The sequence below is a fragment of the Thermomonas aquatica genome (genome assembly GCF_006337105.1).
Taxonomy (GTDB): Bacteria; Pseudomonadota; Gammaproteobacteria; order Xanthomonadales; family Xanthomonadaceae; genus Thermomonas; species Thermomonas aquatica.
Map to the genome: position 1 here is coordinate 722,916 of NZ_CP040871.1, position 26,494 is coordinate 749,409.

Here is a 26,494-nt window from a genome sequence, read left to right on the forward strand (position 1 = left end):
ACGGCTTACTGGCCGATCGCTTCCTGGAAGCCGATCGCCTGGTCCGTGTGCTGGGCGCGCTCGGCGATCCAGTCGATCACCTGCTCTTCCATCACCCGCGACTGCAGGCCCTGCATGAGTTGGGGGTCGTTGCGGTAGAGATCAATGACCTGCTGCGGCTGCTCGTAGGTGGAGGCGATCAGCTGCATGGTTTCGTTCAGTCGCGCCTGCTCCAGGCGCAGCTGGTTGCGGCGGGCGACTTCGCCCACCAGCAGGGCGACCAGCACGCGCTTGCGCGCGGCGTCCATGTAGGCCTCGGCACCGGCCTGCACCTGCTGGCCCTGGCGGCGGGCCTGCTCGGTGGCGTTGGCCAGCAGCGCGCGCGCCTCGTTCTCGACCAGGCGCGGCGGCAGTTCCACGTCCTGGTAGGCGGCGACCAGCTTCTCGCCGACTTCGCGGCGCAGGCGGTTCATCAGCGCGCCCTTGAGCTCGCGCTCCAGGTTGCTGCGGATCTCGGCCTTGAACTGTTCGGCATCGCCGCTCTTCACGCCGAAGCTGCGGATGAACGCGGCATCGACTTCCGGCAGCACCTGTTCGGCCACGTCGACCAGCTTGAAGGTCGAGGTCACGGTCTTGCCGGCGAACTGCGGCATGTGCCAGTCGCCCGGCAGGGTCACGTCGATGGTCTTTTCCTCGCCCGGCTGCATGCCGGCGATGGCCTGCTCGACTTCCGGATACATCGCGCCCGAGCCGAGCACGGTGCTGGTCTTTTCCGCGCCCTCGGGCGGCATGCGCTGGCCGTCGATGACGCTGTAGGTCTCGAGGTTGGCCAGGTCGCCGGCCTTGGCGGCGCGGGTGACCTTGCTCCAGCTGGCGCGCTGCTGCTGCAGGTTGCCGAGCATGCGCTCGATGTCGGCGTCGGAGACTTCCGAGGTGTGGCGCACGACTTCCAGCTTGGTCATGTCGAGGTCGCCGAACTCCGGGATCAGCTCGACCGAGGCGACGTACTTCAGCTCGCCCTCGCCGGCCTCGTCGGCCTGGCTGATCTGCGGGGCGCCGGCCACGCGCAGCTCGTTCTCGCGCACGGCCTGGTCCATGCCCTGGCGCAGCAGGCCGTCGAGGATCTCGGCGCGCACCTGGCCGCCGAAACGCTGCTCGACCACCGAGGTCGGCACCTTGCCCGGGCGGAAGCCCTTGATGCGGACGGTGCGCGCGATTTCGCGCAGGCGGCCGCCAACCTGGCTGTCGACGTCCCCGGCCGGCAGGCTGAGGGTGACGCGGCGTTCGAGGTTACCGGTGGATTCGACCTGGACTTGCATGATGCGATGACTCCTGGGCGGGTTCGGCGCGAACCCGGTGCGCGATTGGGTTGAAGGTGCACGGGAAGCCCCGCGCGGAACGCGATAGTTTCGCCGATGCCGGGCCTGCTGTCACGACCCGTCGAACCGGGCCCGAAAAGCCGGCGCCCGGCGCGGGGCCGGGCATCCCGGAACCCGGCGGGCCGCCATGGGCGAACCGGGATCCCGGGCGGCGCAGCTGCGGGCAGGCGAACCCAGGCTCGAACCCGCGCCGAACGCCCAAAAGAAAACGCCCGGCGTAGGAGCCGGGCGTCTCGGGACTTGGTGGGCCGTCAAGGATTCGAACCTTGGACCTATTGATTAAGAGTCAACTGCTCTACCAACTGAGCTAACGGCCCGAGAAGAAACATTTTATAGCAACCGCCCGCATGCATGCAACGATGAGGCCGTCGCGCACCTGCACAAATTTGGGGTGGATGATGGGATTTGAACCCACGACCCCCGGAATCACAATCCGGTGCTCTAACCAACTGAGCTACACCCACCAAAGTTGTCTTGCCACCGCAATTGGCGCGCCCGGCAGGAATCGAACCTGCAACCGCCGGCTTAGAAGGCCGGTGCTCTATCCGGTTGAGCTACGGACGCCCGAGCCGGAATTGTCGCATCGCCGCTTCGCAACCGCATGTCCGCTTGCGCGAACCCGCATCGGAGTGGTCGGGGTAGAGGGATTCGAACCCCCGACATCCTGCTCCCAAAGCAGGCGCGCTACCAGACTGCGCTATACCCCGCCGACGGAACCGATACCGCATTCTGCGTTTGCAGGCCTCCGCGACGCGCCAGCGTCACGAAAGGCCGCGCATTGTCCGGCCGCGCGGCCCGCATGTCAACGCGAGTCCGCGCCAGCAGGCGGCTACAATGCCGGCGCGCGAAAGTGGCGGAATTGGTAGACGCCCTGGATTTAGGTTCCAGTGCCGCAAGGCGTAGGGGTTCGAGTCCCCTCTTTCGCACCAGCTTCGGAAGCGCCGGCGGCATGCCGGAGACCGGCCTTGAAGCCGGCGCGGGCGTCGCCATCTCACGGTATGCTCCCCCGCAAGCGGCAACCGCCGCATTCCACAGGACTCTCGCCATGATGCGCAGCGGCAATCCCGCACTGAAGGAAAGCACCTTCCTCGACCTCGGCTCCGGCACCCTAGTGCAGGGCGATGCCGGGGCGATGACCCTGAACGGCACCGTCAACAAGACTGCGATGCTGCTGGTGCTGACCCTGGCTGGCGCGCTGTTCACCTGGTCGCAGTTCTCCGCCGCGCTGGCCGCCGGCAACCCGGGCGCGGTGATGCCCTATGTCTGGGGCGGCGCGATCGGCGGCTTCATCGTCGCCCTGGTCACGGTATTCAAGAAACAGTGGTCGCCGTTCACCGCGCCGTTGTACGCCGTGCTGGAAGGCCTGTTCCTGGGCGCGGTGTCGGCGATGTTCGAACTGCGCTTCCCGGGCATCGTGATCCAGGCCGTGGGCCTGACCTTCGGCACCCTGGCGGCGTTGCTGCTGGCCTACCGCAGCGGCCTGATCAAGGCCACCGAGAACTTCAAGCTCGGCGTGGTCGCCGCCACCGGCGGCATCGCCCTGCTGTACCTGGTGCAGATCGGCCTGCAACTGTTCGGCTTCAAGGGCATGGGCTTCATCCACGACAGCAGCCTGCTCGGCATCGCCTTCTCCGGCTTCGTGGTGGTGATCGCCGCGCTGAACCTGGTGCTGGATTTCGACTTCATCGAGCACGGCGTCGAGCAGGGCGCGCCGAAGTACATGGAGTGGTACGCCGCGTTCGGCTTGCTGGTCACCCTGGTGTGGCTGTACCTCGAGATCCTGCGCCTGCTGAGCAAGTTGCAATCGCGCAACTAATAATTCCTATCCGATGCAACGAAAAAGGGCGCCGATGGCGCCCTTTTTCTTGGTGCCGCGAAGCCGGCCTTACAGGCGCGAAGCGATCGCCTGCGCGAACGACATGGTGTTGCCCTCGCCGCCCAGGTCCGGGGTCAGCGCATCCTTGGCCTCGAGGGTGCCGACGATCGCCGCGCGCAGGCGCTCGGCCTGCTGCGGCTGCGCCAGATGGTCGAGCATCTGCGCCGCGCCCAGCAGCAGCGCGCACGGATTGGCGATGCCCTTGCCGGCGATGTCCGGCGCGGAGCCGTGCACCGCCTCGAAGATCGCCGCCTCGGTGCCGATGTTGGCGCCCGGGGCCAGGCCCAGGCCGCCGACCAGGCCGGCGCAGAGGTCGGAGATGATGTCGCCGAACAGGTTGGTGGTGACGATGATGTCGAACTGTTCCGGCTTCATCACCAGCTGCATGCAGGTGTTGTCGACGATCATCTCGTTGCACTGGATGTCCGGGTACTGCGCGGCCACTTCGCGCGCGGTCTTCAGGAACAGGCCCGAGGTCGACTTCAGGATGTTGGCCTTGTGCACCACGGTGACCTTCTTGCGGCCGGTCTTGCGGGCCAGGTCGAAGGCGTAGCGGACGATGCGCTCGGAGCCGCGGTGGGTGATCTTCTGCACCAGGGTCGCGGTCTCGCCGTCAGCGCTGACCTGCTGGCCTTCGCCGGAGTACGCGCCTTCGGTGTTCTCGCGCACGGTGATCAGGTCGACGCCGCTGGGGAAGCGCGACTTGGTGTTCGGGAACGACTTCGCCGGGCGCACGTTGGCGTACAGGTCGAAGCGCTTGCGCAGCTCGACGTTGATCGAGGAGAAGCCCTCGCCGACCGGCGTGGTCAGCGGCGACTTCAGCGCGATGCGGTTCTTGCGGATCGAATCCATGGTCGCCTGCGGCAGCAGCTCGCCGTGCTTCTCCAGTGCGACCATGCCGGCGTCGGCGAACTCGTAGGAAAGGCCCAGCTGCATGGCATCGAGCACGTGCAGGGTGGCGTCCATGATTTCCGGGCCGATGCCGTCGCCGCGGATGACTGTGATTGTCGTCGTCATTCTTGTGTTTCCAGACAGGCGGAAACCGCGCAGACACGCGGTTTCAGGGTGATAGGCAGCCTGCGATTATGACAGATGCCGTGCGCCGGCGTATGCCGGCGGGCATTCAACCATGGTCGTGTACAGCGGGCGTTGCGGCTTCGCCCTGCTCCAGCTTGTCGAGGAAATCCACCGCGCGCCGCAGGTGCGGGATGACGATCGAACCACCGACGACGAGGCCGACCGAGAACGCCTCGAACATCTCCTCACGGTTGACGCCGGCCTCCTTGCACTGCGCCACGTGGTAGCTGATGCAGTCGTCGCAGCGCAGCACCATCGAGGCCGTGAGCCCGCACAGTTCCTTGGTCTTCACGTCCAGCGCACCGGCCGCGTAGGTCTGGGTGTCCAGCGCGAAGAAGCGACGGATCACCTGGTTCGGCTCGGCCAGGATGCGTTCGTTCATGCGCTGGCGGAACGCGGTGAACTCGGCAACGCGGTCGCCGCTCGTGTCGGGATGCTCGCCGCTCATACGCCTTCCCCCGCCAGCAACGGCTCCAGCTTGCCGGCGCGGTGCAGCGCCATCAGGTCGTCGTAGCCGCCGACATGGGTCTGCCCGATGAAGATCTGCGGCACGCTGGTGCGGCGGGTCTTCGCCACCATCGCCTCGCGCGCGGCGGGGTCGGTGTCGATGCGCACCTCGGTCCAACCCAGGCCCTTGCTCTTCAGGAAGTTCTTGGCCATCACGCAATACGGGCAGATCGCGGTGCTGTAGAGGGTGATTTCGGGGGTGCTGGCGTCGCTCAAGGTGGTCTCCGGGAACATGCGAGGATGGTGCGGGTCGAATATGCGGTCGGCGATGGCGATTTTCCACCCGCTCAACCGCCATTCACACCAATCCCGCGACAACACAGCATCCTGCCCGCATGATCCCATCCCGCTTCCGTCGCCTGCGACCCGCCGCCCTCGCCTTCGCCCTGTGCTGCGCGGCGGCGGCTCCGGCGCAGGAATCGCGGTTGCCCGACATCGGCTCCTCCGCCGGCAGCGTGCTGTCGCCGGCCAAGCAGGCCGAATACGGCGCGATGACCCTGGCCCAGCTGCGCCACGAGGGCTACATCCTCGACGACCCCCTGCTGGACGGCTGGCTGCGCGACGTCGGCCTGCGCCTGGCCGCGGCCAGCGACAAGCCGCAGCAGAGCTTCACCTTCTTCATGCTGCGCGACCGCCAGATCAACGCCTTCGCCACCCTGGGCGGCTATGTCGGCATGAATGCCGGGCTGGTGCTGGCCGCGGACCGCGAGGACGAAGTGGCCGGCGTGCTGGCCCATGAAATCTCCCACGTCACCCAGCAGCACGTGCTGCGCGGCGCGGAGCGGGCGCAGCGCGACAGCCTGCCGATCCTGCTGGCCACGCTGGGCGCGATCGTCGCCGCCCAGCAGGCCGGCGGCACCTCCGGCGGCGACGCCACCCAGGCCGCGGTGCTCGGTGGCCTCGGCCTGCTGCAGCAGCGGCAGATCGACTACACCCGCGACAACGAAGCCGAGGCCGACCGGATCGGCATCCGCACCCTGGCCAATGCCGGCTTCGACCCGGAAGCGATGGCGGATTTCTTCGAGACCCTGCAGTCGGTGGTGCGGATCAACCAGGGCGACGAGCGCAGCCGCACGCCCGGTTACCTGCAGACCCACCCGATCACCCTGACCCGCATCAGCGAGGCGCGCGAACGCGCCGCCAAGCTGGAGAAAAACGCCGCGCCGACCGCCGGCAGCAGCATCGCCAGCAATCCGCTGCTGCCGGCCGGGTTGCGGATCCAGACCCAGGGCCCGCGCGGCCGCGGCGCGACCGGCGATTACGGCTGGGCGCGCGAGCGCCTGCGCGTGCTCAGCGCCAACACCCCGGCGCAGGCGGTGCGCGAATACCAGCAGATGGCGGCGAAGAAACCGCTGGACGATGCCCAGCGCTACGGCCTGGCCTATGCCCACCTGCGCGCCGGCGACGAGGCCGCCGCGCTGCAGGAACTCGCCCCGGTGCAGGCCGCGCACCCGGACAGCCTGTGGCTGCAGATCAGCCTCGGCGAGGCCGAGGCCAAGGCCGGCCGCATCGCCGAAGCCGACAAGCGCTTCGAAACCCTGCTGGCGCGGATGCCGACCCATCGCGCGTTGGCGCTCAGCTATGCGCAGGTGCTGGCCGAGCGCAACAGCAAGGCCAGCGGCGCGCGCGCGGTGGCGGTGCTGCGGCCGTTGCTGGCGACCACCGCCAACGACGCCCTGTTCCAGCAGACCTATGCCCGCGCCAACGAAATCGCCGGCGACGATGTCCGCGCCGGCGAAGCCTGGGCCGAAGCCGCCTACCTCGGCGGCCGCCCGGAACAGGCGCTGGTCCAGCTCAACAACCTGAAGAAGCGCGGGAACCTGGATTACTACGCGCGCAGCCGGATCGAGGCGCGGATCGCCGCGATCACCCCGACCGTGCTGGAACTGCGCCGGCAGGGCGTGCGCGACGAGGATGCGACCGGACGCTGGCGCTTGGGCGTGCGCGCCGGCGAGCGTGCGGACGGATGGTGAACCCGCCGGGTGACAGCGTCACGAAGGCGTCATAAAACCGTCGTGTAATGGCAGGATAGCCGCTCGTGCGGCGCACAAGCCCCCATGCCATGCAGAAGCGCATCCTCATCGTCGACGACGAACCCGCGATCCGCGACATGGTCGCCTACGCCCTGCGCAAGGGCGATTTCGACCCGGTGCCGGCCGGCGACGCGCGCGAGGCGCAGGCGCAGATCGCCGAGCGCGTGCCCGACCTGATCCTGCTGGACTGGATGCTGCCCGGCACCAGCGGGCTGGAACTGGCGCGGCGCTGGCGCCGCGAGGCGCTGACCCGCGACGTCCCGATCATCATGCTCACCGCCCGCGGCGAGGAGAACGACCGCGTCGGCGGGCTCGAGGCCGGCGTCGACGACTACGTGGTCAAGCCGTTCTCCGCGCGCGAGCTGCTGGCGCGGATGCGCGCGGTGATGCGCCGTTCGCGCGAGGACGACGAGGACGGCAGCGTGCAGGTCGGCGGGCTGCGCATCGACGGCGCCGCGCACCGGGTGTTCGCCGAGGTCGATGGCGCCGCCACGCCGGTGCAGATCGGCCCCACCGAGTACCGCCTGCTGCATTTCTTCATGACCCATCCGGAGCGCGTCTACACCCGCTCGCAGCTGCTCGACCACGTCTGGGGCGGCAGCGTGTACGTGGAGGAACGCACGGTCGACGTGCACATCCGCCGCCTGCGCAAGACCCTGGAACCGCACCGGCTGGACCCGATGGTGCAGACCGTGCGCGGCGCCGGCTATCGCTTCTCGGCAGCGGCATGATGCGCGGCACCCGCGCGCGATCCGGCGGTCGCATGCAGGGCCTAGACTTGCCGCATGTCGCCTGACGCCCGCAACGCCTGGTTCCGCACGCTCGGCCAGCTCGCGCTGGTGCTGGTGGCCGGGCTCGGCATCGGCCTGCTGATCGGCCAGCCGTGGCCGGCGTTGACGGTGGCCGCGCTGGGCGTGGTCGCCTGGCATTACTGGAAACTGCGCCACGTCCTGCTGCGCCTGACCGCGCGCCAGCGCCTGCAGCCGCCGCAGGGCGTCGGCGTGTGGAACGAACTCGACCGCCTGCTGTTCCGCAGCCAGTCGGAAATGCGCGCGCGCAAGCGCCGCCTGCTGTCGATGCTGCGCGCCTATCGCGCCGCCGCCGCCGCATTGCCGGACGCGGTGGTGGTGGTCGAACGCAACAACCAGCGCGTGCTGTGGTTCAACGAAGCCGCGACCCCGTTGCTGGGCCTGCACTTTCCGCAGCACCAGGACGCTTCCATCGTCACCACCCTGCAGCCGCTGCCGATGGCCTCGTGGCTGGCCGCCGGGCGCAACGCCGAACCGATGACCGACGTCGCCTCGCCGGTCAACCCCGACCTGCGCCTCAACCTGCGGCTGATCCCGTATTCCGACGAACTGTGGCTGCTGGTCGCGCGCGACGTGACCCGCACCATGCGCCTGGAGCACATGCGCCGCGACTTCGTCGCCAACGTCTCGCACGAACTGCGCACGCCGCTGACCGTGGTCCACGGCTACCTGGAGATGCTCGATCCGGCCGACAACCCCGACTGGGCGCCGATGCTGGCCGAGATGCAGCGGCAGTCGCAGCGCATGACCCAGCTGGTCGAGGACCTGCTGACCCTGTCGCGGCTGGAAGCGCGCGAGACCCTGCCGGAAGAACACGTGGCGATGGCGCCGATGCTGTCCACCCTGCGCCGCGAGGCGGAGGCGCTCAGCCAGGGCAAGCACCGCATCACCGTGGGCGACGAGGCCGGCGTCGACCTGTGGGGCTCCAACAAGGAATTGCACAGCGCGTTCTCCAACCTGGTCGCCAACGCGGTGCGCTACACCCCGGCCGGCGGCGAGATCGCGGTGCGCTTCGCCGTCGACGCCGGCGGCGGCGCCACCCTGAGCGTGCGCGATTCCGGCTACGGCATCCCCGCCGCCCACTTGCCGCGCATCACCGAGCGCTTCTACCGCGTCTCCACCAGCCGCTCGCGCGAATCCGGCGGCACCGGGCTCGGGCTGGCCATCGTCAAGCACGTGCTGGGCCTGCACGGCGCGCGGCTGGAGATCGCCAGCGAAGTCGGCAAGGGCAGCACCTTCGCCTGCCGCTTCAACCCCGACCGCGTGCATGCGCGCGAGTCCCACCCCATCGCAGCCACATCGCCATGAACGCCGAGCAAGCCCCGATCTCCCTGCGCGATCCCTCGCTCTACGCCAACCGCGAGCTGTCGCAGCTGGACTTCAATTTCCGCGTGCTGGCGCAGGCGCAGGATGCCTCGGTGCCGTTGCTGGAGCGGCTGCGCTACCTGTGCATCAGCTGCACCAACCTCGACGAATTCTTCGAGATCCGCGGCGGCTCGGTGCGCCATGCGATCGAGTTCGGCGGCCCGCCCTCGGCCGACGGCCTGTCGCCGTCGACCCTGCTCAACCGCATCCACGACCGCGCCGCCGAACTGGTGCAGGCGCAATACCGCTGCTTCTACGAGGAACTGCGCCCTGCGCTGGCGGAGGAAGGCATCCGCCTGCTGCAGCGCGAGCAGTGGACGCCGGAACAGACCGCCTGGTTGCGCGATTATTTCCGCAACGAGATCATGCCGGTGCTGTCGCCGCTGGGGCTCGACCCCGCGCATCCGTTCCCGAAGATCCTCAACAAGTCGCTGAACGTGGTGGTGCTGCTGGAAGGCAAGGACGCGTTCGGCCGCGAGGGCCACATGGCGATCGTGCGCGCGCCGCGCTCGCTGCCGCGGATCATCCGCCTGCCTGATGCCGACGGCGACGGCGATGCGTTCCACGACTTCGTGTTCCTCAGCTCGGTGCTGTCCGCGTTCGTGCACGAGCTGTTCCCGGGCATGCAGGTCAACGGCGCCTACCAGTTCCGGGTGACCCGCAACTCCGAGCTGATCGTCGACGAGGAAGACGTCGACAACCTGGCGCTGGCCCTGCGCGACGAACTGCTGGGCCGCGGCTACCTGCGCGCGGTGCGGCTGGAGATCGCCGAGCAGTGCCCGCCCGACATCGTGCGCACCCTGCTCGACAACTTCGAGCTGCCGGCGAACGCGGTGTACAAGATCAACGGCCCGGTCAACCTCAACCGGGTGGTGCAGGTGTACGACCTGGTGCACCGCCCCGACCTCAAGTTCCGCCCGTTCCAGCCGCGCCTGCTGCGCGACCTCGACGCGATGTTCGACACCATCCGCCAGGGCGACGTGCTGCTGCACCATCCGTTCGATGCGTTCGCGCCGGTGCTGGAACTGATCAAGCAGGCGTCGGAAGACCCCAACGTGCTGGCGATCAAGCAGACCCTGTACCGCACCGGCAAGGACTCGCCGATCGTCGAGCACCTGATCCAGGCCGCGCGCAACGGCAAGGACGTGACCGTGGTGGTCGAACTGCGCGCGCGCTTCGACGAGGAAGCCAACCTCGGCCTCGCCGACCGCCTGCAGGACGCCGGCGTGCAGGTGGTCTACGGCGTGGTCGGCTACAAGACCCACGCCAAGATGCTGCTGATCGTGCGCCGCGAGGGCCGCGAACTGCGCCGCTACGTGCACCTCGGCACCGGCAACTACCACAGCGGCACCGCCCGCGCCTACACCGACTTCAGCCTGATGACCGCCAACCCGGACATCGGCAACGACGTGCACCTGATCTTCCAGCAGCTGTCCGGGCTGGCCGCGCCGCTGAAGCTCAAGCACCTGCTGCAATCGCCGTTCACCCTGCACAGCGGCGTGCTGGAACGGATCGGGCGCGAGGCCGTGCATGCGCGCGCAGGCAAGCCGGCGCGGATCGTGGCGAAGATGAACGCCCTCAACGAGCCGCAGGTGATCCGCGCGCTGTACGAAGCCTCGCGGGCCGGCGTCGAGATCGACCTGGTCGTGCGCGGCGCCTGCACCCTGCTGCCCGGCATCGAAGGCGTGTCCGACCGCATCCGCGTGCGTTCGGTGGTCGGCCGCTTCCTCGAGCACCACCGCGTGTGGTGGTTCGGCAACGACGGCGCGCCCGAGCTGTACTGCTCCTCCGCCGATTGGCTGGAACGCAACCTGCTGCGCCGGGTCGAGACCGCCTTCCCGATCCTCGACCCCGCCTGCGCGCAGCGCGTGCACCGCGAAGGCCTGCTCAATTACCTGGCCGACAACCAGAACGCCTGGGCGCTGGACGCCGACGGCAGCTACCACAAGATCGTGCCTGAGGATGGCGAGGCGCCGTTCTCCGCGCAGTTGTCGCTGCTCGACGGGCTGTATGCGTGATCGCAGGCGCGGCCAGCGGCGATAATGCGCGCATGAATCCCCGCCACGGCCACGCAGACGCATGAGATCGGCCCCGCGCCGCGGCAGCACGCAACGGATGATCGCGCCCGCGCCGCTGCGCGACGGCGACATGCTGGCCGCGCTCGACCTCGGCTCCAACAGCTTCCACATGGTGGTGGCGCAGATGGTGCTGGGCCAGTTGCGGGTGGTCGACCGCCTGCGCGAGACCGTGCGCATGGCCGAGGGCCTGGACGGCTTCGGCGGGCTGGCCCCGGACGTGCGCGACCGCGCGCTGGACTGCCTGTCGCGCTTCGGCCAGCGCGTGGCCGACATCCCGCCGCATCGGATCCGCGCGGTCGCGACCAATACCGTGCGCCAGCTGCGCGCGCCGGAAGCGTTCCTGGTGCCCGCCGAAGCCGCGCTCGGCCACGCCATCGACGTGGTCTCGGGCCGCGAGGAGGCGCGCCTGGTCTACCTCGGCGTGGCCCATGCGCAACCGCCGCAAGACGGCCAGCTGCGGCTGGTGATCGACATCGGCGGCGGCTCCACCGAATGCATCATCGGCAGCGGGCTGGACGCGATCGAGCGCGAAAGCCTGCAGGCCGGCTGCGTGGCCAGCACCCGCCGTTTCTTCGCCAACGGCAAGCTGTCGCGCAAGCGCTGGAAGGACGCGCTGACCGAAGTCACCGCCGAGTTCCAGCAGTTCGCATCGGCCTACCGCGCATTGGGCTGGGACGAGGCGATCGGCTCGTCCGGCACCAACAAGGCGATCGGCGAGATCTGCGCGGCGATGAAGCTGACCAAGGGCGCGGTCACCGCCGAGGCATTGCCGCTGGTGCGCGAACGCCTGCTGCAGGCCGAGCGCATCGACGACATCGACCTGCCCGGCCTGTCCGCCGACCGCCGCCCGATCATCGCCGGCGGGGTGCTGGTGCTGGAGGCGGTGTTCGCCGCGCTGGGCCTGCAGCGCATGCAGGTGAGCAAGGCCGCGCTGCGCGAGGGCGTGCTGTACGACATGCTCGGCCGCGGCGGCGCCGACGATCCGCGCGACGTCTCGGTGGCGGCGCTGATGCAGCGCTACGGCATCGACGCCGCGCAGGCCAAGCGCGTCGAAGCCACCGCCGTGCAGCTGTTCGACCAGGTCGCGCGGGCCTGGAACCTGGATGCCGGCGACCGCCGCATGCTGGTGCGCGCGGCGCGCCTGCACGAGATCGGCCTGGCCATCGCCCACAGCGGCTACCACGTGCACGGCGCCTACATCCTCGAGCACTCCGACATCGCCGGCTTCTCGCAGCAGGGCCAGCGCTTCCTCGCCGCATTGGTGCGCACGCATCGACGCGGCATCCCCAAGTCGGCGTTCGAGATGATCCCCGACCGCCTGCTGGCCAACACGCGCCACTGCGCCGCCCTGTTGCGGCTCGCGGTGTTGCTGCATCGCTCGCACGACAACGAACGCATGCCCGCGCTGCAACTGCGCGCCGATGGCGAGCGGCTGACGCTGGCGTTCGACAAACGCTGGCTGCAGGCACGGCCGCTGCTGCGCGCCGACCTCGAGGGCGAGCCCGAGGACATGCTGGGCTTGGGCGTACAGTTGCGGCTCGCGGCCGAATAGCCCGCCATCGAACCAGGGCACGCCATGCACCCGGACACGCAGGCCTACAACGACACCCAATCCGCCGCCGACAAGGCGATCTGCGACCTGCTCGCCCGCGAGATCGCGCAGGCGCTGCCGGAAGCCGAGAACAGGATCTGGCACCGGCACCCGGTGTGGTTCCTCGACGGCAACCCGGTCGCCGGCTACAGCAAGCTGAAGTCCTGCATCCGCCTGCTGTTCTGGAGCGGGCAATCGTTCGAGGAAGCCGGCCTTGCGAACGAAGGCAGCTTCAAGGCCGCCGAGGCGCGCTATACGGATGCCGCGCAGGTGGATGTCGAAGCCCTGCGGCGTTGGCTGGGCAAGGCCCGCGACATCCAGTGGGACTACAAGAACATCGTCAAGCGCAAGGGGCGGCTGGAACGGTTGAAGTAAGTCGCGCGGGAAAGGAAAAGCGGGGTGGAAAAGCGGGGTCAGAGTCGACTTTCGCAACTAACTACTCGAACGCTTCAAGATTCCATCACGAAAGTCGACTCTGACCCCGCTTTTCCCGCTTTTCCCCGCTTTTCTTAGCACCCTACTTCTTCGCGAACGCCTTGAACTCCGGTCCCGCCAGGCGCAGGTTCTCGCGCAGGTAGGCACACAGGCGCTGCCCCGGCACTTCCGGTACCGGCCCGCCCAGATGTGCCTGCAGCATCGTCTCCATCGCGAACAGATAGGCCTCGCGCGGCACCGGGTCGACCGGCGAATGGCCGCCGTTCGGTTCCACCAGCAGGCTCGGCTGGCGGCCCATCGCCTTCAACGTCGCCGCGTAGTTCACGACCTCGCGGATCGCCACCGTGCGGTCGGCGCCGCCGGCCATGATCAGCAAGGGCCGCTGCATCTTCGCCGCATTCGCCAGCGGCGATTGCGCATGCAGGCGCGCATAGGTCGCGGGATCGGTACTGTCCAGCGACAGCGCGCGCAAGGTGTGGCGCAACGAACGATCCGGCAAATCGCCCTGCTCGCCGGCCTCGACCAGCCAGCGCATCGACCAGCCCAGGTCCGCCGGCGGCGAACCCGCGACACCGACCTTGAACAACTCGGGCTGAAACGTGAGCCCCAGCAAGGTCGAATAACCGCCGAACGAATGGCCGACGATGCCGACCCGGTTCGCGTCGCCGATCCCTTGCGCCAATAGCCAACGCACGCCTTCGACGATGTCCCGTTGCACGCGGCCGTTGCCGTAGTCGCCGTGCGACGCGAAGGTGTAGTCGCGCCCGTGTCCGGTCGAGCCGCGGAAATTCGACTGGAACACCACGTAGCCGCGATTGGCGAGGAACTGCGCGGTGCCGTCGTAACCGGCGCGGAAATGGTTGATCGGGCCGCCATGCACCTGTGCGACCAGCGGCGCGCGCGCGGCGTCCACGCCCGGCGGCAGCAGCACGAAGCCATGCACGCGCCTGCCGTCGGAGGCGGTGTAGGCGATGGCGAGCTTGCGCGCCAGCGCGGTTTCCTTCGGCGAGTGTGCGGTGATGCCGGGATCGTCGAGGATCCTTCGCAGGCGGCCGTCGCGCGGGTCGTACAGGTACCAGCGCGGGTCGCGCAACGTGGCCGCGCGTTCGCTCACCAGCCAGCGCGCGGACGCACCGCTGCCGGCCTGCAGGCCGATGTCGCGACCCGGCAACTTGCGCACGATGTCCGCGACCGTGGCCTGCGCCGCGCCGATGCCGTAGGTCGCGGCGACCGTGCTGCGGTAACTCGCCGCCAGCGGCTGCTGGGTGCGCGGATCGAGCGTGACCTCGTCAAGATCGGCCTCGCCGCGTGGATCCTGGTGCAGCGTCTGCAACTTGTCGTCCGCGCCCAGGCGCAACACCCGCCGCAAATCACCCGCGGGGTTGCCTTCCATCAACAGGCTGCCGTCGGGCGTCGCCGCCAGCAATTCGAGCCGCTCCATCGGCCGCAGCCGCAGCACTTCGCGCAGCGCGCCATCCGCGCGCAGCCGATACAGCGCATCGTGGTCGCCCTCGAAACGTGCCAGCGCGACGATGCGGCCTTGCGCATCCAGCGCCACGTCGTGGATCCAGCGCGCGTCCTCGCGCAGTGGCGTGCGCCGGCCCTGCGCGTCCATCCGTACCACGCGCCAGCGCTCGCCCTTGCCGATGCGCACGCGCTCGCCCAGCAGCACCGCGGCCGGTTGCGACGGATCGAGTTTCATCACCCGGCGTCGTTCGTTGCCGCCCAGCGGCACCCGCACGCCGGTGCGGCCGTCGATGCCGACCATGGTCAGCGAACGCGGCGCGCGCAGGAACAGCCAGCGCCCGTCGCGCGACCACATCAGCTGCTCGGCCTGGGTGCTGCCGACCAGCACGCGCGGCTTGCCGCCGTTCGCCGGCAGCAGCCACAGCGCGCGCGAGTCCTTCTGTTCGCGCAGGTAGGCCACCGCATCGCCGGCCGGCGAGAGCTGCGCGGCGACCAGGGTGCGGTTTTCGAGGAAGGCCGTGCGCGGCAGGCGCGGCGCGCGCGGCAATGCGCGCTGCGCGGCCTCCGCGGCGCGCAGGCTTTCGCTCGCCTGCGCCGGCAAGGCGCGGGGTGCCAGCAGCAGCGCGCACAGCGCCAGCGTGCCGCCCAGGGTTCGAAGCATCGTCATCGTCGCGTCCTCGTCCCTGCCCGCTCAGGCCGCGACCGGCTGCGCGCTCGGCGCAGGCATCGGCAAGGTTTCGCGACGCGGATACAGCAGCCACAGGCTGGCCAACGCCGGCAGGCCGACCACGCCGCACAGCAGCACCCACGCCCAGCGGCCACGCGGCGAATGCGATTGCCGGCCGCTGACCCACACCGCACCAAGCAGCGACAGCAGGCAGCAGATGCCGGCCAGCCACAGCACTGGCGCCGGCATCGGCTCCGGCTTGGCGCGCAGCGGATCCTTGGCCGCGAACAGGTCCTGCGCGCCCAGGCAGATCGCGCGCAGCACCGGCGACAGCCAGGTGTTGCGGTTGGTGTAGAGCGACGGCAGGTCGATCGACAGCGCGCGGCGCGCGACTTCGTGTGCATGGCCCTGGCCGTCCACGCGCAGCACCTGCTGGAACGGATGCTGCAACTCGCCGCTCCACACGCCCCAGGTGTAGGTGTACGAGACCAGGTAGCCATCCAGCAGTTCGACCACGTCCATCCGGCTGAGGTTGCCGACAGGGCCCGGCATCGCCACCCGCATCAGCGGCTGCAGCAGGTCGAGTCCGTTCATCGCCTCGCGGCCGGGATAGAAATAGGCGGCGCGATCGCTGAGCACCAGGATGTTGTCGCCGGCAGGCGCAGGCGGGCTGGCCATCACTTCGCCATCCGGCAAGCGCACGCGCTCGAACATCCGCTGCTGTTCGCTGTCGTACTGGTAAGCCGCGTGCGCGTTGTACAGGTAGGTCGCGCCGTACGGCATGGTCGGCGCGGGGAACGCGGCCTGTTTCTCGCCCACGCCCAGCTCGCCGCGCGCACGCTGGTCGCGCAGGCCGCGGGTGACGAAACGCGCGCGGTCGTGGCTGTACACCAGCAGCAGGTTGTTCTCGCCGTCGCCGAACTCCAGCGGCGACAGGTTGGTCAGGCTGCCCTGCACCGGCAGGTTGCGCAGCGGATAGGTGGTGTACACGTCGGACAGCGCGATCTGCTCGCGCCACAGCGCGGCCTGGGGATCGCGGCTGGCCTCGATGCCGAGCAGCAGCATGTCCCTGCCTTCGGCGCGATCGGCCTCGATGTAGCCGCCCTTCGGCGGCGTCGGCATGTTGAGCGGATGGGTGCCGCTCACCGTCCACAGCAACTCGACGCCGTAGCCCAGCATCCACGCCAGGAAATACGCGCCGAGCTGCACCGGCAACGCGACCGCGAGCACCGCCAGCGGATTGCGCGAAGGCGCGCTCGGATCCGGCTTGAACGCGACCGCCAGCATCGCCGCGAGGAACGCGATGACCGCCAACTGCACGCCCAGCATCGCCACGCCGGAGGCCTGCGCATACATGAACAGGTTCGGCAGCAGGAACGCCGCGAACGAATAGCGGCGGTTGCCGACCATCGCATAGGAGCCGGCGAGGTAGCCGGAGACCGCGATCAGCCAGGCCGCGACCGGCAACAGCCAGTGGCGCAGGTCGACCACGCGCGCGGTCATCGTGTCCTGGTAGATGCAGACCAGCACGATCGGCAAGGCGGTGGCGGCCAGCAACAGTACGGCGCTGGCACCGCTCAGCGCACCGGCGATGCGCAGCCGATGCAACGGGCGATGCAGCAGGCTGAGCCATTGGTTCGGCTTGCGGTAGCTGCCCATCTGGTACAGGCCCAGCAGCGCGCCGGCCAGCGCATACACCGCGCCGAACACCTGGTAGACGAAGACGGGTTGTTGGGCCATGTCCACCATCCGGCTGAGGAAGCCCAGCACGACGAGGTTGGCGAGGAAGGCCGCCGCGGCCCACAGGCGGAAGCGCAGCAGCTCGCCCTTGAAGAGATCGATCATGTTCGTGTCCTTAAGTCGTCGCGCGTCAGGCCGCGGCCGGCGCGGCGTGGTTCTTGGCAAGGAAGGCGTTGACGGCACGGTCCAGGCCGACCGGCATCGACTGCACGTTGCGGGCGCCGCTGGCGCGCAGGAACTGTTCGAAGCCGTCGTCCTGGTCCAGCACCAGGTAGTGGTGCAGGCCGTCGAGGCGCTGCACTTCCAGCAGGCCGGGCACGGTGTGCAACTCCGGCCCCTTGAACGGCACGTCGGCGACCCAGTGGCTGACCCGCGCGGTGAAGTCCTCCGGCGCCGACATGTGCTTCAGCTGGCCGCGCTCAAGGATGATCAGGTTGTCGGCGACGCGCTCGATTTCCTCCATCTGGTGCGAGCAATAGATCACCGTGCAGTCGTCGGCGGCGTTGCTGTACAGCAGCGATTCCAGGAACGCGCGCTTGGCGACCACGTCGAGGCCCAACGTCGGTTCGTCCAGCACCAGCAGTTCCGGCCCCTGCGCGAGCGCCAGCGCCAGGTTGAAACCGGCGCGCTCGCCGCGCGACAGCTGGCCGACCTTCTGCTCCGGCAGCACGTGGTAGTGGCCGATCACGCTGTCGTAGGCCTGCTGGTTCCAGCGCGGATACTGGTGCCGCTGCATCGCCGCGACCTGCGACACCCGCATCCAGTTGGCCAGCGTGTGTTCCTCGTTGACGAAGCCGATGCGCGCGCGATCGGCGGGCGTGAGTTGCTGGCTGTCCTTGCCGAGGATGCGCGCTTCGCCGGCGCTCGGCGGCATGAAGCCCATCAGGATCCGGAACAGGGTGGACTTGCCGGCACCATTGGCGCCGACGATGGCGTGGATGCGCCCGCGCGGGATGCGCAGGTCGAGATTGTCCAGCGCCAGCTTGCGGCCGTAGCGCTTGGACAGCGCGCGGGTCTCGATGACGTAGTCGTCGTTTGCGTTCATGTGTGGGCTCGATGTTTGTCAGTCGCGCTCAGGCGATCTTTCGGGGAACCAGTTGGCGAAATTCGTGCTCGACCCGCGCCTGCACCTCGTCAGGCGCGAAGCCGAGCGGGATCACGTCGTTGACGAAACGGCCAATGGCGTCGTCGAGGCGGCGCTCGCGTTCGTCGTCGGACAGGCGCTGGCGCGGCGCGGCCACGTACAGGCCCATGCCCTGCCGCGCTTCCAGCCAGCCTTCGGTGGTGAGTTCGGCGTAGGCCTTGGCCACCGTGTTCGGGTTGATGGTCAGTTGCTGGGCCAGCCCGCGCACGCTGGGCAGTTGGTCGCCCGCGGACAGTTCGCCGGTGGCGATCTTCATCCGCACCGCATCCACGATCTGCCGGCCGATCGGCCGCGGGTCGCCGGTGGCGATCTGGATCATCAGGGCTTGCGGGCGGGCCATGGGCGCTGTCCTATCTGTACTATTCGAACTAGTACAGTACGAACAGGACCGGATCGTCAACCCGGGTTGCGACGAAACCCGGGAAAAGCGGGGTCGGAGTCGGCTTTCGTGCGGCGAAAGCCGACTCCGACCCCGCTTTCCGCCCTGTCATTCCCGCGTCATCCCCGCGACACCGCCCGGTCACGCCCGCCCTGCAGCCTCCCGCAAACGGAGAGCGGCATGCGCTACGCGATCGTCACCGAGACCTACCCGCCGGAAGTCAACGGCGTCGCCCTGACCGTGCAGGGGCTGGAACAGGGCCTGCGCGAGCGCGGCCACGATGTCGAACTGGTGCGCCCGCGCCAGGACGGCGACCTCGACATCGCCGCCGATACCCTGCTGGTGCGCGGTGCCGGCCTGCCGCGCTATCCCGGCCTGAAGTTCGGCCTGCCCGCCACCCGCACCCTGCGCAAGCGCTGGCAATCGGCGCGCCCGAACGCGATCTACGTGGCCACCGAAGGCCCGCTGGGCTGGTCGGCACTGCGCGCCGCGCGCCAGCTCGGCATCCCCGCCGCCACCGGCTTCCACACCCGCTTCGACGACTACATGCGCGATTACGGCGCACCGTGGCTGCAGGGCGTGGCGCTGCGCTGGATGCGCCGCTTCCACAACAGCGCGCAGGCGACCCTGGTGCCCACCCGCGAACTGCAGCACTTCCTGCAAGGCCAGGGCTTCGACAACGTGGTGCGGCTGGCGCGCGCGGTGGACACCCGCCAGTTCGATCCCGCCCGCCGCGACCGCGGCCTGCGCAGGCAGTGGGGCGTGGGCGATGACGGCTTCGTCGCGATCTACGTCGGCCGCATCGCCGCCGAGAAGAACCTGCCGCTGGCGGTGCGCGCCTTCCGCGAACTGCAGAAGACCCGGCCCGAAGCGAAGTTCGCCTGGGTCGGCGACGGCCCCGCGCGCGAACAGCTGCAGCGCGACAACCCCGATTTCATCTTCTGCGGCGTGCAGCGCGGCGAGGAGGTGGCACGGCATTTCGCCAGCGGCGACCTGTTCGTGTTCGCCAGCCACAGCGAGACCTTCGGCAACGTGACCCTGGAAGCGCTGGCCAGCGGCGTGCCGACCGTCGCCTTCGACTACGGCGCGGCGCGCGAACTGCTGCGCCACGACGTGCACGGCGCGGCGATCGCCGACGGCGACGATGCCGGCTTCATCGAGGCGGTGGTGCGCATCGGCGGCGACGACCTGCTGCGCAACGCGATGCGCATGGCCTGCCGCAACGCGGTGGCGGCCCTGCGCCCTGAACAGGTGGCCGAGGACTTCGACCGCATCCTGCAATCGCTCGCCCGCAACGGAGGCCCGCATGTCGCGGCCGCTGCCACGTAATCGGCTTGTCGATACCGAGAACGGCTGGTGCCTGCGCGCCAACCGGCTGTGCGCGCGCAACGGCGCGCTGCGTTACTTCGCCGCGGTCAGCCGGTTGGGCGATGGCGTGTTCTGGTACGTCTTGATGGGCGCGTTGATCGTGTTCGACGGCATGGCCGGGCTGCGCGCGTCATTGCACCTCGCCGCCACCGGGGTGATCGCACTCACCTTGTACAAATTGCTGAAGCGATGGACGCGGCGCCCGCGCCCGTTCGCCAGCGACGTGCGCATCCACGCCTGGGTGGCACCGCTGGACGAGTTCAGTTTCCCGTCCGGCCACACCCTGCACGCCGTCGCCTTCGGCCTGGTGGCGATGGCGCACTACCCGGCGCTGGCCTTGCTGCTGGTGCCGTTCACCGCCAGCGTGGCGGTGTCGCGGGTGGTGCTGGGCCTGCACTATCCGTCCGATGTGTTGGCCGCGACCGGGATCGGCAGTGCGCTTGCGGCGTTGTCGCTGTGGCTGGTGCCGGGCGTGTCGCTGTTCGCCTGAAGGGACATCGCAAAAAAGAAGGGCCGGCAATACCGGCCCTTCGCATCACGAGAGCGCTTGCTCAGTCCGCCAACGGCTTGCGCGGCAGCTTCTGCGGGCGCATCGCCGCGTTGTACACGAACGAGGCCATGATCGCCGAGGCCTGCTTGAGGTCCTGCGCCGAGGCGTGGTCGTAGGTGTCGAGATCGGTGTGGTGGACGTTGCTGAAGTAGTCCAGCCCGTCCTGCACGAACTGGAAACCGGGCAGGCCGACGCGGTCGAAGCTGATGTGGTCGGTGCTGCCGGTGTTCTGCTGGGTGACGATGGTCGCGCCGACGTCGTTCCACGGCTTCAGCCAATCCTCGAAGATCGGCGCCACCGCCATGTTCTCCTGCGCGTAGATGCCGCGGATCTTGCCGCTGCCGTTGTCCAGGTTGAAGTACGCGGCCAGCTTGTCGTAACCGCCGGCGCGCACCAGCTTGCCCTTGTCCTGGCGCAGGAAGGCCGGGATCGCCTTCTGCTCGGGATCGGTCGGTTCCGGATAACGGGCGAAATGTTCGCCCACGTAGGCGGCCGAGCCGAGCAGGCCCTGCTCTTCGCCGGTCCACAACGCCACGCGGATGGTGCGGTCGGGCTTCGCGCCGACCGCCTTGAGGATGCGCATCGCCTCCATCACCACCGCCACGCCGGCGCCGTTGTCCGACGCGCCGGTGCCGGCATGCCAGGAGTCCATGTGCGCGCCCAGCATCACCACTTCGTCGCGGTGCGGACCCGTGCCCGGGATCTCTGCGATGGTGTTGTAGGCGGGCTGGTCGGCGGCGTCGGTGAAGCGCGCGGCGACATTGACCCGCAGGCGCACCGTGCCGTCCTTGCCGAGGGTGCGCGCCAGCATGTTGTACTGCTCGGCGCCCATCACCAGCGCCGGCACGCCGACCGATTCGCCGGCCTTGCGCGAACCGCCGCCCTGCACCGCCAGGATGCCGTTGTCGCGGCCGCTGATGCCGATCGTCGCCAACACGCCTTCGTCGACCAGGAACTGGTTGAGCAGCGGGCCGAATTCGCTGCGGTCCTTGAAGCGCTTGATCATGGCGGCGCGATCGCCGCCCTCGCGGTCCGCCGGCACCTCGACCCCGATCAGGTCATGGAGTTCCTGGTCGGTGTAGCGCTCCATGTCGGGCTTGTCGCCGAACTTGTAGGCGCGCGGGTCGGAGGACAGCACGATCTTGCCGCGCAGCTTGCCCTTGAATTTGTCGAGATCGGCCTTGGATTCCAGCTTGGCGAGGATCGCGTCGCCATCGACCGCGCCGTTGGTGCCCGGCGTCCACGCCTTCGGCAGCACGTGCAGCGGGAACGCGCGCGGCGACAGCATGGCGACGCTGGCGTCGCTGAACTCCCAGCCGCGGCCGAAGCTGCCCATGCTCTCGTCGCGCACGTTGGCCAGGCCCCAGCCGTCGAACTTGCCGCGCGCCCAGGCGTTCGCCCTGGTCATGCCCGGCGAACCGGTCAGGCGCGGACCGACGTCCTCGGTCAGCTCGCCCAGCGTCTTCATCACCTGCGAGCGGTTGAAGGCCTCGGCGCGGATGCGCCCGGTCATCTCGAGATCGATTTTCTCCTGCGCATTCGCCGCACAGGCCGCCAACAGCGCCGCCGCCAACAACACTCGCTTCATCGCATTCCCCGGGTCAGGCATCAACATCCGAGTCTAGGGGCGCAGCCGCCATCGCCGCCTAGCCCATCGGTCATGCCCGGGCGGCCGCGCCGCCCTGCGTGTGATCCACCGCACGTTCCAGCCGCGCGCGCAGCACGGTGGGGAAATACTGCGCCGTCCAGTCGCGGTCGTTGGCCACCTGCGCCTGCGCGCGGCTCGCATCCAGCGCCTCGAAATCCAGCTCGGCCACCGCCCAGGCCTCGTCGCCATGGGTCTGGGCGAGGATGCCGTCGTGCGGCAGACCCACGTCCATCGGCGCGATCAGCGCGGCCTCGCCGGTATTGACGTCCAGCGCCGGGCTCCACGGCGCCACGCCTGCGGTCACCGCCTGCGCCACGAACATGCGGTTCTCCAGCGCCCGTGCCAGGCAGCCGACGCGCACGCGGGTGGCGCCGGCCTCGGTATCGGTGCAGCTGGGCACCAGCAGCAGGCGTGCGCCGGCCTCGCATTGCGCGCGCACCGGCAGCGGGAACTCGCTGTCGTAGCAGACCGAAATCCCGGCACGAACGCCATCGACCTCGAACACCTTCAACGCGTCGCCGGATGCGATCACGCCGGTCTTCATCTCGAAGCCGGTCAGCCGCAGCTTGTCCTGCCACAGGCGGCCGCCATCCGGTGCGAACAGGTCGCTGCGGTTGCGATAGCGGCCATGGCCACCATCGAGGAGGAAACTGCCGGCATTGATGTGCAGGTCGAGTTCGCGCGCAAGGTCCGCGAACAACGCGAGCCAGACCCCGCGCAGGGGCTGGATCGCCGCCAGCGAGGCATGCAGGTCGCCGCGTGTCGCCGGTTCGAACATCGCCGCCAGTTCCAGCGAGAGGTATTCGGGCAACACCGCCAGTTGCGCGCCGCGCCGTTTCGCCTCGCGCAGGAAGGCGTCCTGTTTCGATGCGAATGCATCGAAATCGCCAGGTTCGCCGATCGGATATTTCGCCACTGCGACTTTCATGCGCTCCTCTCCAATGGCCGCAGCCAGAAGGTCAGCGGATGTTCGACTTCGCCGATGCCGACCTCGTTCCAGTGCAGCTTCATGGTCATGCCGGGCTGGCGCACGTAGCCGCGCTTGGCCCAGAACGCCTCGTTGCCGCGATGCCCGGCCGGCTTGCGCGGATCGCCGTCGTCGCGATCCACCGCGGCGAACGCGGTGTGGGCGAAGCCGCCCAGCGCACGCGCATGCGCCTCGCGCGCGTCGAAGAACGCATGGCCAAGGCCGCGCCCGCGGTACAGCGGCAACAGCACCGATTCGCCGCAATAGAACACCGTGGCCACCTCCATCCCGCGTTCGGCGAAAGGCGCCTGGAACTCGGCACTGTCCTCCGCCAGCGGGATGCCGGTGCTGGCGCCGACCACGGCTTCGCCGTCGCGGGCCAGGACCACCACGCTGCTCGGCGATTCGGCGTAGGCGGCGAGGTATTCGCGTTCGTAGCCGACATCGCCGTCGTAGAGATAAGGCCAGTCGCGGAACACCGCGATGCGCAGCGCGGCCACCTTGTCCAGGTGCGGCAGCAAGGCCGCACCGGACAGGGTTTCGAGGGTGATCGTGTCGTCCATCCGGCGATTCTAGGGCGACCCGGGCGGCACGCCGACCTTGGCCGACAACTGGTACCAGTCCACCTTGCGGGTCGCCACCATGATCGCGGCCAGGATCGCGAACAGCAGGCCGGCCCCCATCACCAGGGCGTTGTCCTCCGACAGCAGCAGCCCGTACAGGGCGGCGTACAGCGCGCCCAGCATGGCGGCGAAGCCCAGCCCGCGCGGCGTGCTGCGCAGCACCGACGACAGGTAGAAACCGATCAGGCCGATGCAGGCCAGCGCCGCCAGCAGGTAGGACAGGCCGAAGTCGATGCGCTCGCTCAGGCTGACCAGCAGCAGGAAGAAGATCGCGATCGCCAGCCCCACCAGCAGATACTGGATGGGGTGCACGCGCACCTGCTTGACCAGCTCGAACATGAAGAAGCCGACGAAGGTCAGCAGCACGAACAGCAGGCCGTACTTGGTGGCGCGGTCGGCCAGCGTGTAGGGATTGACCGGGTCGAACAGCGAGACGCTGACGGCATCGGGCGGCGTGCCCTTGTCCGCCAGCAGCGACGGCTGCTGCAGGTAGTGCCGTTGCGCGTTGGTCGCCACCGCGGCGATCTGCCAGTTCGCACGGAAACCCTTGCCGCCGATGTCCTGCTGCGGCGACTTGCCGTCGAATTTCGGATGCGGCCAGGACGAGCTCACCCGCAAGTCGTTGCTGGCGGCATGCGGCATCATCGCGAAGGTCTCGGTCCCCTGCAGCCGCAGCCCGACGCGGGCGTCCAGGCGCAGCCGGCTGCCTGCCTGCGGCACCGGCAGGCGCGCATGGATGCCGGGACCATCGGCATGGCCGATGCCCTGGGCCACCTTCACCGCCGCGCCATCGACCGTGAACCGGGTGGTGCCGCGCAGGCCGATCACGTCGGCGATGCCGACGCTCAGCCAGGGCTGGCCGATCCTGCGCTGGGCGATGCCGTCGTCCGCCGGGATCTGCGCATCGAAACGCGCATCGACCTGCCCGCTCCATTCGAAGACGTTCACGACGAACAGCCCGCTCTTGCGCGAATCCGGCTTCAGCACGCCGTCGATCGCCAGCGTCTCGGGGAAGAAGGTCCATTGCGAATGCTTCCTGCGCAGCACCTTGCGCGCGACGCCGTCGTCACCGGTGACGTTTTCCTCCACGGTTTCCTCGAACGGCACCACCAGCACCGGCCCGCCGAGAACCTGCCGGCCGCCGATGCCGGCGCTGACCTTTCGCACCGCCTCGGCGCGGTATTGCTGCCGTTCGCCGATCACCCCGCGGATCATCGACAGCGGAATCAGGATGGCCAGCGTCAACACCGCCACCATCGCAACCTTGAAACCCAAGCGCATGACGCCTCTCCCGTCCTGTGGTGGGACGATGCTGGCGGGCCTGGGTGAAACGCCGCGGGCGCGGCGATGAAGCGTGGGTGAAGTCGCCGGTCCGTGCGCGCGCTCAGCCCGGCAGCGACAGCAGCGCGACCGTTCCGCCGCCTTCGCGTTCGCGAAGCTCGGCGCGCCCACCATGCAATTCGGCCACCTGCGCCACGAACGGCAGGCCCAACCCACTGCTGCGGCTGCCGCCGCCCGGGCGCGGCAGCGAGTAGAAGCGCTCGAACACGCGTTCGCGCGCGTAGTCCGGCACGCCGGGGCCGCGATCGGCCACCTCGAAACGCAGCGCGTCGCCGTCGCGCGATGCGCGCACCTCCACCGTCGATCCGCGCGGCGCGAAATCCAGCGCGTTGTCGAGCAGGTTCACCAACGCCTGCCGAATCAGGAAGGCATCGCCGGCGAGCGCCAGGCCATCCGCAGCATCGACCCGCATGTCGATCCCCACGCCCTCCGCATGCGCGCGCACCGCATCGACGGCCTCGTGCAGCAACACCGCCGCGTCCAGCGCCTGCGGCTGTTCGATCCGCTGCCGATGCTCGACCGCCGCCAGCGCGAGCAGCTTGTCCACCATCTGCGCCATCCGCTCGCCCTGCGCGGCGATGCTGGCGACGAAGCGCCGGCGATCGGCCTCCGGCAGCGGCTGCTCCAGCAATTCCGTGGCGCCGCGGATCGCCGCCAGCGGGCTCTTCAGTTCGTGGGTCAGCGCATGCACGTACTGTTCGACGTACTGCTTGCCTTCCAGTTTCTCGCGCATGTCGTGCAACGCGCGGCCGAGGTCGCCGAATTCGCCGGCGGCGGCGGGTGCCGGTGCGCGTTCGCCGGCCGCCACCGCATCCGCATAACGCCGCAGCGCGCCGAGCTGGCGCGACAGCCACCACGCCGCCAGCACGCCGACCAGCAGCGCCGTGCCCATCAGCACGAAGCCCCAGCGCGCGACGATCTTCTGGCTGCGGGCGATGAACGGCGCCATCGCCCGGTTCGGCTTGGCCACGCTCAGCACGCCGATGATGCGGCCCAGCGCATCGCGGATCGGCGCGGCCACGTGCATCACCGTGCTGTCGGGATCATTCGCATCACTGCGGGTGGAACGCGCGCCGTACTGCCCGCGCAGGGTGCGATACACGTCGTTCCAGCGCGAGTTGTCGCGGCCCAGGTCCTTGCCCTCGGAATCGAACACCACGATCCCGCGCACGTCGGTCACCGTGATGCGGAAACCGCTGCGGTCCTTGGAAAAGCCCCAGATGTCGGCGCCGACCTTGCGCGCATACACCGCATGCATCCGCTTCGCGAACGGACCATCGGCGATGCGCCCGGCCAGCATGTCGTCGGTCGCCAGCTCCGCCAGTGTGTTGGCGGTGTCGATCAGGGTGCCTTCCATCGCCTGGCGCACGCCAGGCTTGACCTGTTCGACGAACACCTTGCCGACCAGCAGCGCCGCCAGCGCGACAATCAGGAAGTAACCCAGCAGCACGCGCAGGCCGATCTTCATGCG

General features: G+C 69.1%; 22 protein-coding genes and 5 tRNA genes. 10 read left to right on the forward strand and 17 right to left on the reverse strand.

The window, feature by feature from the left end:
* Nucleotides 1–5: 5 nt before the first annotated feature.
* The 5 genes from tig to FHQ07_RS03350 all read right to left on the reverse strand — a co-directional run bounded on the left by tig (nt 6) and on the right by FHQ07_RS03350 (nt 2,065).
* Nucleotides 6–1,298 carry a trigger factor gene (gene tig, locus FHQ07_RS03330; RefSeq protein ID WP_139715340.1) on the reverse strand — a complete coding sequence of 431 codons (1,293 nt, stop codon included), beginning with the start codon at nt 1,296–1,298 and terminating at the stop codon, nt 6–8.
* A gap of 301 nt (nt 1,299–1,599) precedes the next feature.
* Nucleotides 1,600–1,675 (reverse strand) — tRNA-Lys (locus tag FHQ07_RS03335).
* Nucleotides 1,676–1,745: 70 nt separating this feature from the next.
* A tRNA-His gene (locus FHQ07_RS03340) sits at nt 1,746–1,822 on the reverse strand.
* Between the two features lie 23 nt (nt 1,823–1,845).
* A tRNA-Arg gene (locus FHQ07_RS03345) sits at nt 1,846–1,922 on the reverse strand.
* 66 nt (nt 1,923–1,988) lie between these two features.
* Nucleotides 1,989–2,065 (reverse strand) — tRNA-Pro (locus FHQ07_RS03350).
* Between the two features lie 137 nt (nt 2,066–2,202).
* Here FHQ07_RS03350 and FHQ07_RS03355 point away from each other — a divergent pair.
* Nucleotides 2,203–2,287: transfer RNA gene (locus FHQ07_RS03355), tRNA-Leu, on the forward strand.
* 116 nt (nt 2,288–2,403) lie between these two features.
* On the forward strand, nt 2,404–3,174 hold the full coding sequence (locus tag FHQ07_RS03360; protein ID WP_168191454.1) for a Bax inhibitor-1/YccA family protein: 771 nt from the start codon (nt 2,404–2,406) through the stop codon (nt 3,172–3,174).
* 69 nt (nt 3,175–3,243) lie between these two features.
* Here FHQ07_RS03360 and FHQ07_RS03365 read toward each other — a convergent pair whose 3' ends face one another.
* The 3 genes from FHQ07_RS03365 to grxC all read right to left on the reverse strand — a co-directional run bounded on the left by FHQ07_RS03365 (nt 3,244) and on the right by grxC (nt 5,052).
* The gene (locus FHQ07_RS03365) at nt 3,244–4,251 is read right to left on the reverse strand and encodes an isocitrate dehydrogenase (protein WP_139715342.1); all 1,008 of its coding nucleotides are present in this window, start codon (nt 4,249–4,251) and stop codon (nt 3,244–3,246) included.
* Between the two features lie 106 nt (nt 4,252–4,357).
* Nucleotides 4,358–4,759, reverse strand: coding sequence for a carboxymuconolactone decarboxylase family protein (locus FHQ07_RS03370; protein WP_139715343.1), 402 nt, complete (start codon nt 4,757–4,759; stop codon nt 4,358–4,360).
* The gene (gene grxC / locus FHQ07_RS03375; RefSeq protein ID WP_139715344.1) at nt 4,756–5,052 is read right to left on the reverse strand and encodes a glutaredoxin 3; all 297 of its coding nucleotides are present in this window, start codon (nt 5,050–5,052) and stop codon (nt 4,756–4,758) included. Before grxC ends, FHQ07_RS03370 begins: the two co-directional genes overlap by 4 nt.
* A 101-nt stretch (nt 5,053–5,153) precedes the next feature.
* Between grxC and FHQ07_RS03380 the strand changes: the two genes are divergently transcribed.
* The 6 genes from FHQ07_RS03380 to FHQ07_RS03405 all read left to right on the forward strand — a co-directional run bounded on the left by FHQ07_RS03380 (nt 5,154) and on the right by FHQ07_RS03405 (nt 13,069).
* Nucleotides 5,154–6,791 carry a M48 family metalloprotease gene (locus FHQ07_RS03380; protein ID WP_139715345.1) on the forward strand — a complete coding sequence of 546 codons (1,638 nt, stop codon included), beginning with the start codon at nt 5,154–5,156 and terminating at the stop codon, nt 6,789–6,791.
* Nucleotides 6,792–6,880: 89 nt separating this feature from the next.
* Nucleotides 6,881–7,582, forward strand: coding sequence for a phosphate regulon transcriptional regulator PhoB (gene phoB / locus FHQ07_RS03385; protein ID WP_139715346.1), 702 nt, complete (start codon nt 6,881–6,883; stop codon nt 7,580–7,582).
* A gap of 54 nt (nt 7,583–7,636) precedes the next feature.
* A complete protein-coding gene (phoR, locus tag FHQ07_RS03390; protein WP_139715347.1) occupies nt 7,637–8,968 on the forward strand; it encodes a phosphate regulon sensor histidine kinase PhoR in 1,332 nt (443 codons plus the stop codon).
* Nucleotides 8,965–11,043 (forward strand): polyphosphate kinase 1, encoded by a 2,079-nt coding sequence (ppk1, locus tag FHQ07_RS03395; protein ID WP_139715348.1) that lies wholly within the window; start codon nt 8,965–8,967, stop codon nt 11,041–11,043. The genes phoR and ppk1 overlap by 4 nt, the downstream gene beginning before the upstream one ends.
* A gap of 97 nt (nt 11,044–11,140) precedes the next feature.
* On the forward strand, nt 11,141–12,655 hold the full coding sequence (gene ppx / locus FHQ07_RS03400; RefSeq protein ID WP_139715349.1) for an exopolyphosphatase: 1,515 nt from the start codon (nt 11,141–11,143) through the stop codon (nt 12,653–12,655).
* A gap of 24 nt (nt 12,656–12,679) precedes the next feature.
* Nucleotides 12,680–13,069, forward strand: a complete 390-nt coding sequence (locus FHQ07_RS03405; RefSeq protein WP_139715350.1) for a DUF1801 domain-containing protein — start codon at nt 12,680–12,682, stop codon at nt 13,067–13,069.
* Nucleotides 13,070–13,211: 142 nt separating this feature from the next.
* Here FHQ07_RS03405 and FHQ07_RS03410 read toward each other — a convergent pair whose 3' ends face one another.
* From FHQ07_RS03410 to FHQ07_RS03425, 4 genes are read right to left on the reverse strand one after another with little or no spacing between them, the layout of a single operon-like run.
* Nucleotides 13,212–15,263, reverse strand: a complete 2,052-nt coding sequence (locus tag FHQ07_RS03410) for a S9 family peptidase (RefSeq protein ID WP_139715351.1) — start codon at nt 15,261–15,263, stop codon at nt 13,212–13,214.
* Between the two features lie 24 nt (nt 15,264–15,287).
* Nucleotides 15,288–17,108, reverse strand: coding sequence for a hypothetical protein (locus FHQ07_RS03415; protein WP_139715352.1), 1,821 nt, complete (start codon nt 17,106–17,108; stop codon nt 15,288–15,290).
* Nucleotides 17,109–17,133: 25 nt separating this feature from the next.
* On the reverse strand, nt 17,134–18,048 hold the full coding sequence (locus FHQ07_RS03420; RefSeq protein WP_139715353.1) for an ABC transporter ATP-binding protein: 915 nt from the start codon (nt 18,046–18,048) through the stop codon (nt 17,134–17,136).
* 28 nt (nt 18,049–18,076) lie between these two features.
* Entirely contained in the window at nt 18,077–18,487 is a 411-nt protein-coding gene (locus FHQ07_RS03425; RefSeq protein ID WP_139715354.1) for a GntR family transcriptional regulator, read from the reverse strand.
* Between the two features lie 219 nt (nt 18,488–18,706).
* Here FHQ07_RS03425 and FHQ07_RS03430 point away from each other — a divergent pair, with 219 nt between their 5' ends.
* Nucleotides 18,707–19,855, forward strand: a complete 1,149-nt coding sequence (locus FHQ07_RS03430; protein WP_139715355.1) for a glycosyltransferase family 4 protein — start codon at nt 18,707–18,709, stop codon at nt 19,853–19,855.
* Nucleotides 19,833–20,384: a phosphatase PAP2 family protein gene (locus FHQ07_RS03435; RefSeq protein WP_139715356.1), complete on the forward strand. Its 552-nt coding sequence runs from the start codon at nt 19,833–19,835 to the stop codon at nt 20,382–20,384. Before FHQ07_RS03430 ends, FHQ07_RS03435 begins: the two co-directional genes overlap by 23 nt.
* Nucleotides 20,385–20,445: 61 nt before the next feature.
* On the opposite strand, the gene FHQ07_RS03440 is transcribed toward FHQ07_RS03435, so the two are convergent.
* The 5 genes from FHQ07_RS03440 to creC all read right to left on the reverse strand — a co-directional run bounded on the left by FHQ07_RS03440 (nt 20,446) and on the right by creC (nt 26,491).
* Nucleotides 20,446–22,032, reverse strand: coding sequence for a M20/M25/M40 family metallo-hydrolase (locus FHQ07_RS03440; RefSeq protein ID WP_139715357.1), 1,587 nt, complete (start codon nt 22,030–22,032; stop codon nt 20,446–20,448).
* Between the two features lie 70 nt (nt 22,033–22,102).
* Entirely contained in the window at nt 22,103–23,020 is a 918-nt protein-coding gene (locus FHQ07_RS03445; RefSeq protein ID WP_139715358.1) for a carbon-nitrogen hydrolase family protein, read from the reverse strand.
* Entirely contained in the window at nt 23,017–23,622 is a 606-nt protein-coding gene (locus FHQ07_RS03450) for a GNAT family N-acetyltransferase (protein ID WP_139715359.1), read from the reverse strand. The genes FHQ07_RS03445 and FHQ07_RS03450 overlap by 4 nt, the downstream gene beginning before the upstream one ends.
* 9 nt (nt 23,623–23,631) lie before the next feature.
* Entirely contained in the window at nt 23,632–24,963 is a 1,332-nt protein-coding gene (gene creD, locus FHQ07_RS03455; protein WP_168191455.1) for a cell envelope integrity protein CreD, read from the reverse strand.
* Between the two features lie 103 nt (nt 24,964–25,066).
* Nucleotides 25,067–26,491 carry a two-component system sensor histidine kinase CreC gene (gene creC / locus FHQ07_RS03460; RefSeq protein WP_139715361.1) on the reverse strand — a complete coding sequence of 475 codons (1,425 nt, stop codon included), beginning with the start codon at nt 26,489–26,491 and terminating at the stop codon, nt 25,067–25,069.
* Between the last annotated feature and the right edge of the window lie 3 nt (nt 26,492–26,494).